The organism is Roseburia sp. OF03-24 (genome assembly GCF_003463035.1).
Lineage (GTDB): Bacteria > Bacillota > Clostridia > Lachnospirales > Lachnospiraceae > Roseburia > Roseburia rectibacter.
Genome location: NZ_QSCK01000017.1, coordinates 48250 through 64465, shown reverse-complemented (window position 1 = coordinate 64465; position 16216 = coordinate 48250). Strand labels below are relative to the sequence as shown.

The window sequence follows — 16216 nt, the reverse complement described above, 5'->3', positions numbered from 1 at the left end:
GACAGATGGTCTCTTCCGGGAATCCTCTCATGTCTCATGTGTGGATACGACACAGGCAGACAAAACGTACATTGAAAAATGCCGGAGAGGAATGCAGGGCTCCGAGCGCAGGATGGAATCACGCCATATCCTGCCAGCCATATCCAGCAGTTCAGATACGTTAGCCGTTTCATGAGCCGTAACCGGGGCGCAGTGACACTCCTGCAGCAATCGGGCAGATGTTCTTTCTGCCAGCCATGCTGTGAAAAAGATCGCATCTAAGGAGCCGAGCGGGAAAGCCGGGGTACAGCCTGTCTGTGGTGGACAGGCGCGAAGAGGGGAATGGCCTATAATGATACACCTTGAGATTAGCCAGCACGCAGTGGTGGAGGTGAGATACCTGTGATGTCTGCCTGTCCGAGTGGCAGGGACCAAAGACAGTCTGGACTGACTGCCCATGAAATGCCGCTTTGAGATTTTTTCTTCTCTGTTTTGGCGGCATTTCGTTCCGGGGAGTAGTGACGAATAGGGACAGACACTTTTTATTTATGAAGTGAAGGATTATGGCAGTAAGACTTAATTACAGAAACCATGCGGCGGAGGGTGACTTCCGCCGTATTCTTGTGGAGTTAAGAAAAGCTGAAAAATGGGGAATGGAGGAAAACAGGAAATGAAGAAAGAAGATACCGAAATGATGTTAAGGATTTTTGAAACGGAGAGGGCAGGATATGCCTATCTTTATCCAAGTGATGGAGGGGAGCGGAAAGAGGACTATATCTCGACTACGGCAGAAAATATCGCAAATTATATTGGCAGCCACATGTTTGAGGCTGAAAAGATCGTCATCACAGATATGTGTGACAGGCTGATATTAGATACCTGCGGCTATTTTATCAATAGCTGTCCCAATCAGGAATTCTGCAAGGAAATCCATCCGTTCTTAATCCCGATTCAGATGGGAGAAAAGGACGCAGGAGAGGTGCTTTCAGTCAGCAGGGATGTATCGGAACAGTATTTCCGGGAAGAGGATGAGGCAGCAACCATGGCTGAAATTGGGATGATGTAAAGGTGTTTCTTCTGGGCGGAAGTGTTTTTCTTGGGAGAATGAATTTAACTTACTTAAATTGCGGGAGGAAAAAGGGGGAGAGATGATGGAAGGCGGAGCGAATGAGGTGCGGTATAAGATTGCCGAATTTCTCTTGAAAAGGATGCATGAAGATAAGCTGTTAACCGAGGAAGAATGGGAAAAAATCCGGGTTTTGAATGTCAAGACCCTTTCCCCAGAACTGGCAAAAGTATATCTGTAATAACACTGGATATATCAAGGACTATGTGGTAGTGTATGTTGCTGACAGGGAGTGCAAACCCTTGAAAATACTGGGAAAGGAGAAAATAGCATGGCAAAAAAAGTGACTGTCATAAAGGCAGCAAAAGAGCAGAAACATACACAGGAAGAACGCAGACTGAAAGTGTGCGGGTATGCCAGAGTCAGTACCGGCAGTCAGGCACAGGCAACTTCCTATACTGCACAGGTCGAGTACTATACGGAAAAGATCGAGAGCAACCCTCTGTGGGAGTTTGCCGGGGTGTATGCGGATGAAGGAATCAGCGGAACAAACGTAAAGCACAGGGATGAGTTCCAGATGATGATTTCAGACTGTGAGGATGGGAACATCGACCTGATCCTTACGAAATCCATCACAAGATTTGCAAGAAATACGGTGGAATGCATCCAGACCATCCGAAAGCTGAAAGAGATCGGCGTTGGAATCTACTTCGAGAAGGAGAACATCAACACGCTGTCAGAAAAAAGCGAGCTGTTCATTACCATCCTGGCATCGGTGGCGCAGGGGGAATCAGAAAACATCTCAAGCAACAACCGCTGGGCGATACAGAAACGCTTTCAGGATGGAACCTATATCATATCCACACCAGCGTATGGCTATGGAAAAGATGAGGATGGAAATTTAGTCATCATAGAATCCGAGGCAGAAACCGTAAGGTGGATTTATGAATCCTACCTAAACGGCATGGGAGTGTATGTGATAGCAAAGGCACTGAACCAGAAAGGCATTCCGACAATCCGGGGTGCAGAAAAGTGGCAGGACGGGGTGATACAGGACATTCTGAAAAATCCGATTTATGAAGGGGATATGTTACAGCAGAGAACCTATACAGAAACAAGGTTCCCATTTGTCCGCCGGGTAAACAACGGACAGAGAAACCAGTATCTCATCAAGGACAGCCATCCGCCAATCGTCACACATGAGGAGGCAGAAGCGGTGCGGAACTTGATGGCATACCGGGTGGATGTACTGCACATGAACAAGAGTGACTACACCAAAAGATACCTGTTTTCCGGCAGAATCATCTGTGGGGAATGCGGAAGAACCTTCCGGCGGCAGAAAATCTACATCGGGAAACCCTATGAGAAAATCATCTGGACGTGCAGCGGACATGTGGAGGATAAAGAGAGCTGCTGCATGAAAGCCATCCGGGAGGATGTACTGCACCGGGCTTTTACAGACATGTGGAACAAGCTGTACACCAATCAGGGAACGATATTAGAGCCGCTGTTAAAAGAGCTGACAGAACTTGTGGCAGCAAGGCAGGACAGTGAGGAAATCAGACAACTGGATAAGGAAATCAAAGATATAAGCGAGCAGAGCCAAATCCTAAACCAAGTCATGAGGAAAGGATATATGGACTCTGCTCTTTTTATGGAGAGCAGTAATAAACTTGGCTGGCAACTGACGGAATGCAGGAGAAAAAAGACACTTTTGACCAGAAAGCTGCGGAGGACAAAAGAAATTGTACGGACCGAACAGCTTATCCAACTGATCGCAGAACAGGACGGATTAAGGGAGGAGTTTGACGAGCAACTGTTTAAAATGACAGCGGAGAAGATCGTGGTCTCCAAGGAACACGACATCACCTTCTGCCTGCACAACGGACTGAAACTGACGGAGAGGGGAGGCGGACAGGATGCAGTGGCACATGCCAATCGGCTATAAGGTTGTGGATGGAAAAATCACCATCTGTGAAGAACAGAGAAAAATTGTGGAACAGATATTTACAGACTATGACAGCGGAGTGGCGGCAGGCAGGATCGCCCAGAACCTGAAAGGGAGAAACATATGCAATGCAAAAGGGAAAGTGTCCTGGACCCATGCATCCATCGGCAGGATACTGGAAAATCCAAGCTACCTTGGCACAGAATACTATCCGCAGCTCATAGGAGAGGAACTGTTTGAGAGAGTCCAGCGCAGGCGGGAAAAGGTGAGGGCAGAGCTTGGAAGGGCAGACCACAGGCCCGGCAGGGATGAGAGAATCCTCTTCGGAGGTGTCATCTGGTGTGCAGAATGCGGAGCGGTATGCAGCCATATCCAGCCGAACCACAAAAAAGAGCGTGGCGGCACTGCCAAGTGGAAGTGCAAGAACTATGTGACTGGCAGAACAAAAAACTGCAGGAACAGTTTTATTACAGACGGGCAGGCAAAGCAGGTGTGTGTGGAAGCCATCAATGCAGTGATACGAAACAAAGGCCTGCTCCGGGTACAAAGGCAGGAGGAAAAGGTCAGTCCTCAGTACCGGGTTCTGGAGCGGAACCTGCAGCGGATGAAAGAAGAGCAGGAACGTACAGAAGTAGACCTGATGAAACTGCTATATGAAAGGGCAGAGGAACGATACCAGACGCTGGAGGTCAGGGATGGGGAGTTCCGGACAGAGGAGATCAAAAACATCCTTGCAGGAAAAAAGGAACTGGAAATATTCGATGAAAATTTATATAGAAAAATAATCGCACGCATCTGGGTGCATGGAGGAAACATGGCAGAAGTGGAGTTTATCAATGGGAGCCGTGTCACAGCCGGATACAAGGATTAGGAGGGAGAGCAGATGGCAGAAACAGCAAAAAAGATCAGCATGATACCTGCCAAGGTACAGTATGACCGGAATGTGAAACTGTCAGAGAAGAAAATGAAGGTCGCTGCCTACTGCCGTGTCAGTACGGAACTGGAAGAGCAGGACAGCAGCTACGAGGCACAGTTGGAGTATTATACCAGCAAGATATCCGAAAACGAAAACTGGAAAAATGCCGGCATCTATGCGGATGACGGAAAGAGTGGAACAAACACCAAAAAGAGGGCAGACTTTAATGCCATGATACAGGATGCCCTTGCAGGAAAAATCGACATGATCCTTACAAAGTCGGTCAGCAGGTTTGCGAGGAACACGGTAGACTCGCTGGTGACCATCCGAAAACTGAAGGAAAAGAACGTGGCGGTGGTGTTCGAGAAAGAGGGAATCAATACACTGGAGGGAACCGGCGAAATCCTTATCACCATCTTAAGCAGTCTGGCGCAGGAAGAGAGCCGCAATATCAGCGAAAACATCCGCTGGGGAGTCGTGAGGAAATTTGAGAAAGGCAAGGTCATCGTAAACTGCACAAAGTTCATGGGATACACCAAAAACGAGGATGGTGACCTGGTCATCGTACCCGAAGAGGCAGAGATCGTAAAGCTGATTTTCCGGCTTTATCTGGAGGGCTACAGTACCGGGAAGATCGCAAAGCATCTGGAAGAGCAGGGAATCAAGACCGCCACAGGGCAGGACAAATGGCATTCCACGGTAATAGACAAAATGCTCCGCAATGAAAAATACATGGGAGATGCATTACTGCAGAAAACCTATACGGTGGATTTCATGACAAAAAAGAAAGTCAAGAACACTGGAATCGTACCGCAGTATTATGTGGAAGATGACCATGAGGCGATTATCCCGAAGGAGCTGTTCTACAGGGTACAGGAAGAGATGATGCGGAGGGCATCCTTATGCAAGGCGGCTGTCATCCGGAAGAAGAACCAGAGGAGCAGGTATTCCTCCACCTATGCACTGACCGGCATGCTGATCTGCGGAAAATGCGGGCAGGAGTACCGGAGAGTCACCTGGGCGAGAAACGGGAAAAAGAAAGTTGTCTGGAGATGCAGCAACCGATTGACTAACGGAGTGAAGAAATGCGGGGAATCCGAGACACTCGAAGAGAACGCATTAAACAGGGCGGTGATGGAAGCCATCCACAGGATCACGAGTGATGATATGGAATTTATGGAAAACTTCCGGCAGAACATCATCCATGTCATCGGGAACTACAGCACCGCAAAAGAGTCTGAGGAATACGAAGAAAAGATAAAAGAAAAGCAGGAAGAGATGGTGGCACTGATCGCGGAGAATGCAAAGACCGGCTCCTACACACCGGAGTTTGATGAACGCTATCGCACCATAGCAGAGGAAATCAATGCCTTAAAAGAGGCACAGAAAACAGCCAGAAACGAGAAATGGATGGCTGACAGCTATGAACAGAGAATCCAAGATATCGACCATTACTTAAGCACAAGCACCTGCCAGATACAGGAGTTCGACAATGACCTTGTCAGACGGCTGATCTCGACCATCAAAGTGGAATCCAGCGAGAAGCTGCTGATACAGTTCCAGTCAGGCATTGTCATGGAACAGGAGATTCGATATGAGTAAGACTGCGGCAGGAATGGCAGCAAGTAAATAGGAAACGTTGTTCCTGCCAGTTTATGGTAAGAATAAAATGCCCGATGATCCGGGCGTTTTATTGTTGGCATAAAATAGGAAAGGACAGCAGAAAGCATATAACGGAAAATGAGTAAAAGAAAGTGGATATAAAAAAAGCACATGAAGTAAGTGTGCGACAGGAGGAGAAAAGCGTATGAATTATGAGCAACTGATAGAAGAACTGAGGGAGGAAATGTTACAGCTTGTAAACACGAAATGTGATGCACTGCTCCAGATGTACCGGAGTGGAGAACAGCATACAAATGTGAAAGATACGATCCGGGAAAGCAGCCTTATCACAGTGTCCCCGGCAGAACTGAAAGGGAAAAGACCGCTGGCAGTCCAGTTTGCGCTGGGAGAATGGATGAAAAGTCTAATCCCCCAGCTATGCTGGGGAGAATGGAATAGCTGGAAGCGGTGAGAATATCAATAAAAAACCTCCTGTGATATATTAAGAATGGTGTCGCAAGCCAAACTTAATCACAGGAGGTGGTCCATATGGACAATAAAAGTTTATCACACACAAAATGGAAATGCCAATATCACATTGTATTTATTCCGAAATACAGAAAGAAAATTTTGTATGGAAGAGTGAGAAATGATGTGAGAGAAATAATAAGCACGTTATGTAAATACAAAGATGTGGATATTATAGCAGGAGCAGTTTGCGTGGATCATATACATTTAAGTGTAGCTATTCCACCTAAAATTAGCATTGCAAATTTTATGGGATACTTAAAAGGGAAAAGTACATTAATGCTTTATGATAGACATCCAGAATTGCAAAGTAAATGGGATAAAGCATTTTGGGCAAGAGGGTATTATGTAGAAACAATTGGTAATATCACAGATGAAGCAGTACAAAAGTATATAAAAGAGCAGGCAGAGGAATCAAGGAAAGAAGATTCAAGAAGTACCGCTTTATAGCGGACCGGTAAAAGTGCTTGCGATACCGCCCTTTTGGGCGAGCAGTAAAAATGCCCTTTTGAGGGCTAATACCAAACCACCAGTTGAACTGGTGGTTGCTGACTAGAGACACCTACATGGAGAAAGGTGGCACAAAAGATTTTGCAGACCTGTAATGAACAGCCGGATATCCATGAGCGGTTTATGGAAATGTGTGGAAAAGTAGCCGGACGCTGGAGGACGATCCTTGGCAGTTCACTGGAAGAAATGGATGTACCGATAAAGGTGGATGAGGAACTTTATTTTGAGGGAAAATTTGACACCGAAGCGATGTTAAACATGTTAGAGAAAAAAGTGCTGGAACCGGCAGGGGTTGATTACAGCAGCATTAAAATCCGGTATATGGCAAAAGTGCAGGAAGCAGCGAAAAATATAGACCATATACCGGAGCAGGATGCTTTGGAGCATGAGGAGCAGGAACAACATGTACAGGTGCAGACAATGTGAAGAATGGATGGAATCAAGACTCCGAGTCTATGACAGGTTTGGAGTTTTTCTTATGTTCCTTTTTCAAATGTAAAAATTGATTGTATAAAAGAAATGGGTAAGTTATAATATAGGTGTGGTCAGATGCCTTTTTGGGGATGACTATATCTGTTACAAAAAGGAGGAAGGCCAGTGAATACAGAATTAAAAAATGCAGTGAAAGCAACAGACAAGGATGCACAGTATGATACGAGTGCAAAGCGCCTGTTAGGGCAGAAGAGCATACTGGCACATATACTGGTAAAAACAGTTGATGAGTTTAAGGGCATGAATCCCAAGGATGTGGTCAACTGCATCGAGGGAACACCACATATCAGTACGGTACCGGTAGAGCCTGGACTCACAAATGCAGCCAGCGAAAAAAATGGTGAAAGACTGGTCGGTTTCAACACAGAAAATGAAGAGATCAATGAAGGTCTGGTAAGATTTGATATCGTTTTTTATGTGCGCATGAAAGATGGATTGTCACAGATTATCATCAATGTAGAAGCACAGAAAGACGAGCCGACGGGATATGAAATCTTAAACCGGGCAATCTTTTATGTGAGCAGACTGATTTCATCACAAAAAGAACGTGATTTTGAGAACTCCAGCTACGATGACATTAAGCGTGTATATTCCATCTGGGTATGTATGAACATGGACGAGAGCAGCATGAGCCATGTGCATCTCACAAAGGAAGATTTGATTGGTTCCTATGAATGGAAGGGAAATCTTGACCTGCTGAATATCATCATGCTTGGACTGGCAAAGAATCTGCCGGAACATGATGAGACGTATGAACTGCACCGTCTGCTGGGAGCATTGTTATCCAAGGAACTTACAATAGATGAAAAACTAAACATAATTGGAAATGAATACGATATTCCTATTGAGGAGAACTTCAGGAAGGATGTGAGCGTTATGTGTAACTTGAGTCAGGGAATAAAAGAAGATGGTATTGCGATTGGAGAGGCAAGAAAAGAAGAAAAAATTATTCTTAATATGCATAACAATGGTTTTACTGTAGAGCAGATTGCTATGGCTACAGATAAAAACGTAGAAGAAGTGAAAGCGATTATTGCAGGGAAGGAACCTGCGCTTGCATAAAGTTGTAAGAAAAAGAGAGCCTTTGAGTTTAAATAACTTGGAGGCTCCTGTTATATGAAGATTTGGGAAATAATAGATACAGTTAAATTATCTGATGAAAAAATGGGTATATGTGGAAATACGGATGGAGAGTGAATGTGTAAATGAATGAAAAACAATTCTTAAAGACAATGATAGAAACTATAAAATATGATGAAGATATTCAGAACAAAGATGATTTGTTGGGGATTTTAAGATATTCTATAGTTACATTTAGAAAAACCGGTGCATATACCCATGTATCGAATCAGAGGCAGGAATATATGGATTTAAGAGTGCCAATTCCAATGCTGAAAAAAGCAAAGGAATATAAAGATGTTTTTTTTGACTTAGCCAATGATATTTATATTCCAGATGATGACTATGATTTGTATGGAGTTGAGATTAAACCTAAATTGGTAGAGTTGGAAGATGATGGACAAAATGAACATGATGTAGCATTTGATGGAATCAAAGATGTAATTATTCAAGGCATTCGGAATGCAAAGTATACAATCTGGGTAGCGGTTGCGTGGTTTTCTGACCGAGATATCTTTCAGGAATTACTTGCAAAGAAAAAGCAGGGCATAAGTATTAGAATTATTACATCAAATGAAAAATCTAATATGACGTTGATGAGTGAATTGGAAAGTAATTTTGAGGTGGTAAAAGTGCCACTTAAAGGAGCATATTTGTCCAATCGGCTGCATGATAAATTTTGCATTATAGATTTTGAATTTGTAATGCATGGTTCATATAATTGGAGCAAAGCAGCACAGTATAATGATGAAACATTGGCAACTGCTTTGGATAGAGATTTTGTAAAGAAATTTGCGGATGAATTTATGAGACTGTACAATAATCATAATGAGTAGTTTGCTAAAAGCTTTAATTGTATAAATGGCTGGGATCAAGCCTCCAAGTTTGCAACAGATTTGGAGGTTTTCTTCTGTCCATTTGCGAGGAAGGGAAATTCCAAAACATAATCATCTGTGATACAATATATAAAAAATTGAAGTGAAAGTTAAACGATGTAGATAATATACTAGGGTGAGGAGGATTAAGCTATGGCAGAGAGAATTAGAAAACTTACTAATTCAGAAGTTGAGGTTTTGGCGCGTATAATTGCAGATACCATGACGGGAAGTCAGATGAATGAAATTTTTCAGGAATGTGGAGTTCAGGATGTCAGTAATGAAAGTACAAAATGGAAGAGAATTTATTATACATTTTTAGCAAGACAAGAACAGGATGGAGCATCGAATTCATTTCTTAATTTTATAAAAAAGAGTCTGAAACCGGTAAGGTTTATCAGTGGCCAGAATGGTAATTATGATGAGATTTTATTAGAAATTAACAAACCGTTAATGTTAATTGGACTTCAGATGACAAACGAAGGAAAATTGTTAAAGGTTCAGGCAGCAACTACAATTTCAGAAGTTGAAAGAAGAACCAGAAATCTGGTGAGTGAATTACAAAAAAGACATATTCATCAGGATGTAATAAAGTGTTGCAAAGAGGAATATTTACAAGAAAATTATTTTCATGCAGTTTTTGAGGCGGCTAAGAGTTTGTCTGAGAAGGTAAGAGAAAAAACAGGAATGCAGGAGGATGGTTCAAATTTATTTAATAATGCTTTTGCAGTTAATAATCCTCGATTAGCAATAAATTCATTACAGACACCTTCGGAAAAAAATGCTCAAAACGGTCTAAAAGAAATGTTAAATGGGGTTACGCATATGGTAAGGAATGTAACAGCACATGAGTTGAAAATAAAATGGATTGTAAATGAGCAGGATGCAATTGATATATTAACTACAATTTCTTTTTTACATAAACAGTTAGATGAGAGTTTTGTTGTTCCGCAACATATAGCATAGATTTCTTTGAAAAAGAGTAAATGGTCGGAATCAAGCCTCCAAGTCCACAACAGATTTGGAGGTTTTCTTCTGCCCATTTGAGAGGAAAGTGATTTCCAAAACAAAATGATCTGTGATACAATATATGAAAGAAATTTTGGAAGTATTGGATCATAGAGAAAGAGCAGAGTCAATCGTAAGCTAATCTGGCTTACATCTAAAATACAATGCAATCTTTTTCTATGCGGGGGCAGGAGAGAGTGCATCATGTCAATTTTTTGCAGCCTCATCAGAGAGGAGTGCAACACTTTTCACTCCCAGAGTACAGTGAAAACTCTGGAAAGTGCATCTCAATTACCCTATCGACACATGTGGAGACAGTTGTCTTGCTTTCCAAGTGAATGGTCGATACAAGAAAAGTGAAGGTGGACTTCTCCCTGGAGGATATGGATTTATCTGAATTTAAGGGGCGCTAAAGGTCCGGGGGACCTTTGTCTGGCACGGATCGAAGCGGAGCGGAGACAAGCAGCTTATGAGCAGATAAAGGCATATGTACTGCAACAGACAGGACTTAAGGTTTCGTCATTGTATATAGCACAGGAGAGGAAAACAGGGTAGCTGATGTGGAACATATCCCGTGGGTGGAGCGGGAGCTGATGGTTATGAGAGAAGTGAGGGAGCTGCAGTAATAAAGATAATTTATATAATTTTAACTTTAGTTTCAGGAATTTTGCTGTCAGGAGTATGGTTTGGGCTTAATTTTCTGATACAGATATGTGTGGAAAAGTCAAAAGTAAAATTTTTGGAACGCTATAGTGTAATAGCTGCATCTGTGATACCATTAGTTTTCATCTTAAAATACAACAGACTGGAATTATGGAATTATCATAGTCTTGCTGATTGGAAAAACTGGATGATTCTGGCTGTTACAGTATTATTGTCAGCCATTGTCATTTCCATAAATCAGGTTGCGGAAATCCCACGCGGAAAAGAATTATTGCTTTATGCGTTAGATGGTGTCTGTATGGAAATCCCGCAGCGTATGATGATGCAGACATTTAGCGGTGTTCTTTTCATGCACTGGGGATTAGATTTGTATTTGTCCATACCGGTTACAGCGTTTGCCTGGTGTATCAGCATCTGTATACAATGTCTGATCTGCAAATTAAAATTTGACCGGAAAATAGCAATAGAGATAGCGGCATCCTTTCTGTTTTCTATGGGAGCCGGATTACTATTATTAAAAAGCGGATTTATTGGACTACCTATGGCAGGACATTTTTTAGAACGTATTTTGAGTACAATTATCCGTAAAATCCGAAGATAAAAGAAAGGAAGAAAGTCCATGACAACCAGACAGGAAGCATTATCTTTTGGCATGACATTTAAAGATGTCTATCAGGACACACCGTTCCACGATCCAAACTGGATTCTGGTGCGGTATAAAAAGAACAAAAAGGCATTTCTCTGGACTTATGAGTACGAAGGACAGATGCGCATAAATATAAAAGTTGATCCGCAGTGGCGCGATTTCTGGCGGGAGGCATATGCAGCGGTGATTCCGGGATATCATCAGAACAAGGAACACTGGAATACCGTTATTCTGGATGGAAGCATACCGGATGAGGAAATCAGACGGATGATCGCAGAGAGTTATGATCTGATCTGCGGAAAAAAATAAATTCATTTGTAAAGAACAATCAAGAAGTGAGGCAATAGTGTGAAAAATAAGATTTTTCACACGCAAGATTTGTGCTTGCGCACAAACTTGAGATGCGCAGAAAGCTGCGCAAGAATGGAGATTTTTATGTCAGCAAAAGATACAATGGAAAATAAAATCACAGAGGGAGTCATCTGGAAACAGCTTTTATTATTCTTTTTCCCGATACTGGTGGGAACATTTTTCCAGCAGCTTTACAATACGGTGGACGCGGTGATCGTCGGGCGGTTTGTCGGAAAAGAGGCACTATCCTGCGTCAGCGGTTCGTCCGGTCAGATCATCAATCTGGTGGTCGGATTTTTTACCGGATTATCTGCCGGCGCAACAGTTATGATCTCCCAGCATTTTGGGGCAAAAAATGAGGAACAGCTGCATAAGGCACTGCACACGGCATATGCATTTGCAATCACAGGCGGTATCATTGCCGGAGTGATCGGTGTTGTTATGACACGTATGGTTTTAAAATGGATGAATACGCCGGAAAATCTGCTGCCTGACTCGACACTTTATGTGCGGATTTATTTTGCGGGACTCTTATTTATTTTTGTTTACAATATGGGAGCGGCAATCTTACGGGCAATCGGCGATTCGAAACGTCCGCTTTATTTTCTGATCGTCTGCTGCATCGTCAATATTATTCTGGATCTGGTGCTGGTGCTTGGATTTAAAATGGGAGTCCTTGGCGTGGCAGTGGCAACACTGATCGCGCAGGGGATCAGCGCTGTGCTCGTCAGTGTGGCATTAATGTATCATACTGCCGGCTTAAAGTTAATTCCACGCGAAATCAGGATCCATAAAAGTGTGCTGAAAAATATGCTCGCCATCGGACTGCCGACCGGTATCGAGTCGAGCATGTACAGTATTTCAAACGTGATCGTGCAGGCTGCGTTAAACGGATTTGGCGTTGACACAATGGCGGCATGGGCTGCATTTGGCAAAATAGACAGCCTTTTCTGGATGATCAACAGTGCGTTTGGAATCGCTGCGACCACGTTCGTTGGTCAGAATTTTGGTGCCGGAAAAATGGACCGCGTCCGCAAAGGAACAAGGGAATGTCTTGGCATGGCACTTGTAACTGCGATTCTTCTGAGTGTGATCTTAATGTCGGCGGGAAGATTTTTATTTGGCATATTTACCACAGATGCGAATGTAGTGGAAATTGGTCTTAGCATGATGCAGATCATATCGCCGACCTATTTTCTGTTTGTGTTTATCGAAGTATATTCCGGCGCACTGCGCGCGCAGGGGCATGTGATCGTGACGACGGCAATGACGATGATCGGTATCTGTGTGCTGCGTGTCGTATGGGTCACCTGGATCGTACCGGATGGCACACTCTCACAGATCGTGGCATGTTACCCAATTACATGGCTGGTCAGCGCGGTGGGGATGATCATTTATTATCATTATAAGCAGAAAAAGATTCTGGAAAAATTTGCTGCAACACATGATTTATAAACAGAGAAACTGGAAGCAGTTTTTTATAGCTACATGGTTAAAAATAAGTTCAGGAAAAGAGGATATAAATGAAACAGTCAAAAAATGAAATTAATCTCGGCGAGGAAAGCGTCGGCAGACTTTTGCTGACCTTGGCGGTACCATCTGTGATCGCACAGCTCGTCAATCTTCTTTACAATCTGGTGGATCGTATTTATATCGGTCATATCCCGGAAAACGGGGGCGTGGCACTGACCGGTCTTGGACTCTGCTTCCCGATTCTGATGATTGTCACGGCATTTTCCGGTCTGATCGGGTATGGCGGGGCGCCGCGTGTTGCTATTTTCATGGGAAAAGGCAAAAATGATGAGGCGGAGGAGATACTCGGCAACTGTACCATGGCATTGATCGTGATCGCATTGATTTTAGTTGTGGTACTGCAGTTTGCAGCGGAGCCGCTTCTGATGCTGTTTGGTGCAAGTGACAATACGCTGCCGTATGCACTTTCTTATCTGAACATTTACGGAAAAGGGACTTTGTTTGTCATGCTTACGATGGGATTAAATTCCTTTATCAATACACAGGGATTTTCCAAAGTCGGTATGAAAACGGTTCTGATCGGGGCAGTCTGCAATATCATTTTAGATCCGGTCTTTATTTTCGTATTTGGCATGGGTGTGCAGGGAGCCGCGCTTGCAACGGTGATCTCACAGGCAATTTCAGCGGTATGGGTCATCCTTTTTCTGACGGGAAAACAGACAAAGCTGAAAATAAAGACAAAGTATTTTAAGCCGAAAGCCTCCGTACTTTTGCCGGTATGTGCACTTGGTGTATCGCCTTTTATCATGAATGCGACGGAGAGCGCAATCAATATTGCATTTAACGCATCTTTATCACGCTACGGCGGTGATGTGGCGGTCGGAGCCATGACGATCTTAAGCAGTATTATGCAGCTTCAGTTTATGCCGGTGCAGGGAATTGCACAGGGAGCGCAGCCGATCATGAGTTTTAATTATGGAGCAAAAAAGATGGATCGTGTGAAAAAGGCATATCGTCTGCTTATGATCTGCAGTTTTACATACACGATGATCTTCTGTCTGGCGGTGGAAATCGCACCTGGATTTTTTGTGCATCTGTTCAACAGCAGTTCACAGGAATTATTTGAAATGACAAAATGGGCACTGCGCATCTATATGGCAGCGACCGGAGTATTCGGGATCCAGCTTGCGGTGCAGCAGGTATTCATGGCACTCGGACAGGCAAAAATCTCATTGTTTATTGCGTGTCTGCGAAAGATTATCCTGCTGATCCCGCTGATTTATATCCTGCCGCATTTCTTTGTAGATAAAGTATTTGCCGTTTTTTTAGCAGAGCCGGTTTCGGATTTTATTTCGGTGACAGTTGCAGCGACATTATTTTTCCTCAACATTAAAAAGATATTGAAAGAGGGAGAAGTGTGAGCGTATAAAAAAATCTGAAACTGAAAAAAGGCTCCAAATACTGTCTGATGGATTCGAAATATTATCCGACGGAGCGTGATACATGGGTAACAAGGTCGAAAGTATACAAGTTTACAGCAAAATAAAATAACGTATAGGAAAAGAGAACTGTGAGAAAATAATCTCACGGTTCTTTTTTTACTTGACAAGTGATGGTATCTTCCTGTAAGATAAAAAGCGTAAAGATTGCACACAATTAAATTTAAAACAATGATTTTGAGATGGAGAGAAAAATGGAGAGAGCAGACATAGCGATTATCGGAACCGGACCTGGCGGCGTTTCTGCTGCATTGACGGCAAAGGTAAGAAATAAAAATATTTTGCTGATCGGGAAAAAGCAGATGAGCGACAAGGTCAGCAAGGCGCATCAGATCATGAACTATCCGGGACTCCCGGCGGTGACCGGAGCGGATATGGCGAAGGCGTTTGAAAAGCAGCTTGCCATGATGGAGATCAATATTACGGACAGCCGGATCGGCACAGTCTATGCGATGGGCGACTATTTTGCAATCCAGGCAGGCGAGGAAGTGCTTGAGGCAAAGAGTGTGATCTTAGCGTGCGGCGTTGTCTCAGGCAAAACACTTCCGGGCGAGGAAGAGATGTTAGGACGGGGTGTCAGCTACTGTGCGACCTGTGATGCATGCTTTTATAAAGGAAAGAAGGTTGCCGTCATCGGTTACGGAAAAGACGCGGAACACGAAGCGGACTTTCTTGCGGAAGTGGCAGCAGAGGTACTTTATTTTCCAATGTATCAGGATGTACCTGGCGTATCAGAGCAGGTAACGGTGATCAAAGAACGTCCGAAGGAGATCTTTGGTGAAAAGAAAGCCGGGGGACTTCGCACAGAGCAGGGGGAGTACCTTGTGGATGGCGTTTTTGTACTGCGGGATGCCGTATCCCCGAAACAGCTTGTGCCGGGTCTGGAATTAGACGGAAATCATGTAAAGGTCAATCTGTCGATGGAGACAAATATTCCGGGGCTTTTCGCCTGCGGAGATATCACGGGAACACCGTATCAGTATATCAAAGCAGCCGGACAGGGCAATGTTGCGGCATTATCCGCAGTGGCTTATCTGGATGCGAAAAAACGCGAAGCCGGGAAGCAGTAAAGAGGCAGCCCGCATGAACAGAAATGTGTGGGACTAAAACCGGAACGTATTTTACAGCAAATATATCACAAAAAACAGTGTGTCATGCGCAAAGAACTGCGCAGGAAAGGAAAATATTATGGTAAAGAAAATTACAAATAACGATTTAAATGAGGCAAAAAAAGGTGCAGCAGTTGTTGATTTTTCCGCAGTATGGTGCGGACCGTGCCAGATGTTAGCACCGGTGATGGAAGAATTATCCGAGGAACTCTCCGGCAAGGCAGAGTTTTACAACGCAGATTCCGATGAAAACATGGGACTTGCACAGGAGTACCGCATTGTCAGCATCCCGGCAGTCATCGTGTTAAAAGATGGCGTGGAAGTGGCAAGAACGGTTGGATTCCAGCCGAAAGACGCAATGCGCAGCTTTATCGAGGAACATCTGAATTAGAAAGAGCTGACTGTGAACTGGTACATCGTCTGGGAATAATC

Annotated in this window: 17 protein-coding genes; all 17 read left to right on the top strand. The window is 43.7% G+C overall.

Annotated features, from left to right (window positions below; genetic code table 11):
- The first annotated feature begins 649 nt into the window (after positions 1 to 649).
- Entirely contained in the window at positions 650 to 1045 is a 396-nt protein-coding gene (locus DXA60_RS10340; RefSeq protein ID WP_015522049.1) for a hypothetical protein, read from the top strand.
- Positions 1046 to 1127: 82 nt separating this feature from the next.
- Positions 1128 to 1286 (top strand): SHOCT domain-containing protein, encoded by a 159-nt coding sequence (locus DXA60_RS18875; RefSeq protein ID WP_199536207.1) that lies wholly within the window; start codon positions 1128 to 1130, stop codon positions 1284 to 1286.
- Between the two features lie 90 nt (positions 1287 to 1376).
- Entirely contained in the window at positions 1377 to 2993 is a 1617-nt protein-coding gene (locus DXA60_RS10330; protein ID WP_199536206.1) for a recombinase family protein, read from the top strand.
- Positions 2965 to 3864 (top strand): recombinase family protein, encoded by a 900-nt coding sequence (locus DXA60_RS10325; protein WP_243006845.1) that lies wholly within the window; start codon positions 2965 to 2967, stop codon positions 3862 to 3864. The genes DXA60_RS10330 and DXA60_RS10325 overlap by 29 nt, the downstream gene beginning before the upstream one ends.
- Positions 3865 to 3876: 12 nt before the next feature.
- The gene (locus DXA60_RS10320; protein ID WP_117921137.1) at positions 3877 to 5511 is read left to right on the top strand and encodes a recombinase family protein; all 1635 of its coding nucleotides are present in this window, start codon (positions 3877 to 3879) and stop codon (positions 5509 to 5511) included.
- A 205-nt stretch (positions 5512 to 5716) separates the two neighbouring features.
- Positions 5717 to 5983 carry a hypothetical protein gene (locus tag DXA60_RS10315; RefSeq protein ID WP_243006844.1) on the top strand — a complete coding sequence of 89 codons (267 nt, stop codon included), beginning with the start codon at positions 5717 to 5719 and terminating at the stop codon, positions 5981 to 5983.
- A gap of 77 nt (positions 5984 to 6060) precedes the next feature.
- The gene (gene tnpA, locus DXA60_RS10310) at positions 6061 to 6489 is read left to right on the top strand and encodes an IS200/IS605 family transposase (protein ID WP_055194389.1); all 429 of its coding nucleotides are present in this window, start codon (positions 6061 to 6063) and stop codon (positions 6487 to 6489) included.
- Positions 6490 to 6615: 126 nt separating this feature from the next.
- Positions 6616 to 6975: a hypothetical protein gene (locus DXA60_RS10305; RefSeq protein ID WP_243006843.1), complete on the top strand. Its 360-nt coding sequence runs from the start codon at positions 6616 to 6618 to the stop codon at positions 6973 to 6975.
- 171 nt (positions 6976 to 7146) lie between these two features.
- Complete coding sequence (locus DXA60_RS10300; protein ID WP_117921136.1) at positions 7147 to 8103, top strand: PD-(D/E)XK nuclease family transposase; 957 nt, start codon at positions 7147 to 7149, stop codon at positions 8101 to 8103.
- A 143-nt stretch (positions 8104 to 8246) separates the two neighbouring features.
- On the top strand, positions 8247 to 8996 hold the full coding sequence (locus tag DXA60_RS10295; RefSeq protein WP_117831996.1) for a phospholipase D-like domain-containing protein: 750 nt from the start codon (positions 8247 to 8249) through the stop codon (positions 8994 to 8996).
- A 192-nt stretch (positions 8997 to 9188) separates the two neighbouring features.
- A complete protein-coding gene (locus DXA60_RS10290; protein ID WP_117831998.1) occupies positions 9189 to 10001 on the top strand; it encodes a TIGR02391 family protein in 813 nt (270 codons plus the stop codon).
- 616 nt (positions 10002 to 10617) lie between these two features.
- Positions 10618 to 11307: a hypothetical protein gene (locus DXA60_RS19230; RefSeq protein ID WP_243006842.1), complete on the top strand. Its 690-nt coding sequence runs from the start codon at positions 10618 to 10620 to the stop codon at positions 11305 to 11307.
- An 18-nt stretch (positions 11308 to 11325) separates the two neighbouring features.
- On the top strand, positions 11326 to 11661 hold the full coding sequence (locus DXA60_RS10275; RefSeq protein WP_006858957.1) for an MmcQ/YjbR family DNA-binding protein: 336 nt from the start codon (positions 11326 to 11328) through the stop codon (positions 11659 to 11661).
- A 114-nt stretch (positions 11662 to 11775) separates the two neighbouring features.
- The gene (locus tag DXA60_RS10270) at positions 11776 to 13158 is read left to right on the top strand and encodes an MATE family efflux transporter (RefSeq protein WP_006858958.1); all 1383 of its coding nucleotides are present in this window, start codon (positions 11776 to 11778) and stop codon (positions 13156 to 13158) included.
- Positions 13159 to 13226: 68 nt separating this feature from the next.
- The gene (locus DXA60_RS10265) at positions 13227 to 14597 is read left to right on the top strand and encodes an MATE family efflux transporter (RefSeq protein ID WP_117921135.1); all 1371 of its coding nucleotides are present in this window, start codon (positions 13227 to 13229) and stop codon (positions 14595 to 14597) included.
- A 272-nt stretch (positions 14598 to 14869) separates the two neighbouring features.
- On the top strand, positions 14870 to 15745 hold the full coding sequence (locus tag DXA60_RS10260) for an NAD(P)/FAD-dependent oxidoreductase (RefSeq protein ID WP_330418410.1): 876 nt from the start codon (positions 14870 to 14872) through the stop codon (positions 15743 to 15745).
- A 115-nt stretch (positions 15746 to 15860) separates the two neighbouring features.
- Positions 15861 to 16175 (top strand): thioredoxin, encoded by a 315-nt coding sequence (trxA, locus tag DXA60_RS10255; RefSeq protein ID WP_370819180.1) that lies wholly within the window; start codon positions 15861 to 15863, stop codon positions 16173 to 16175.
- The last annotated feature ends 41 nt before the right edge of the window (positions 16176 to 16216 follow it).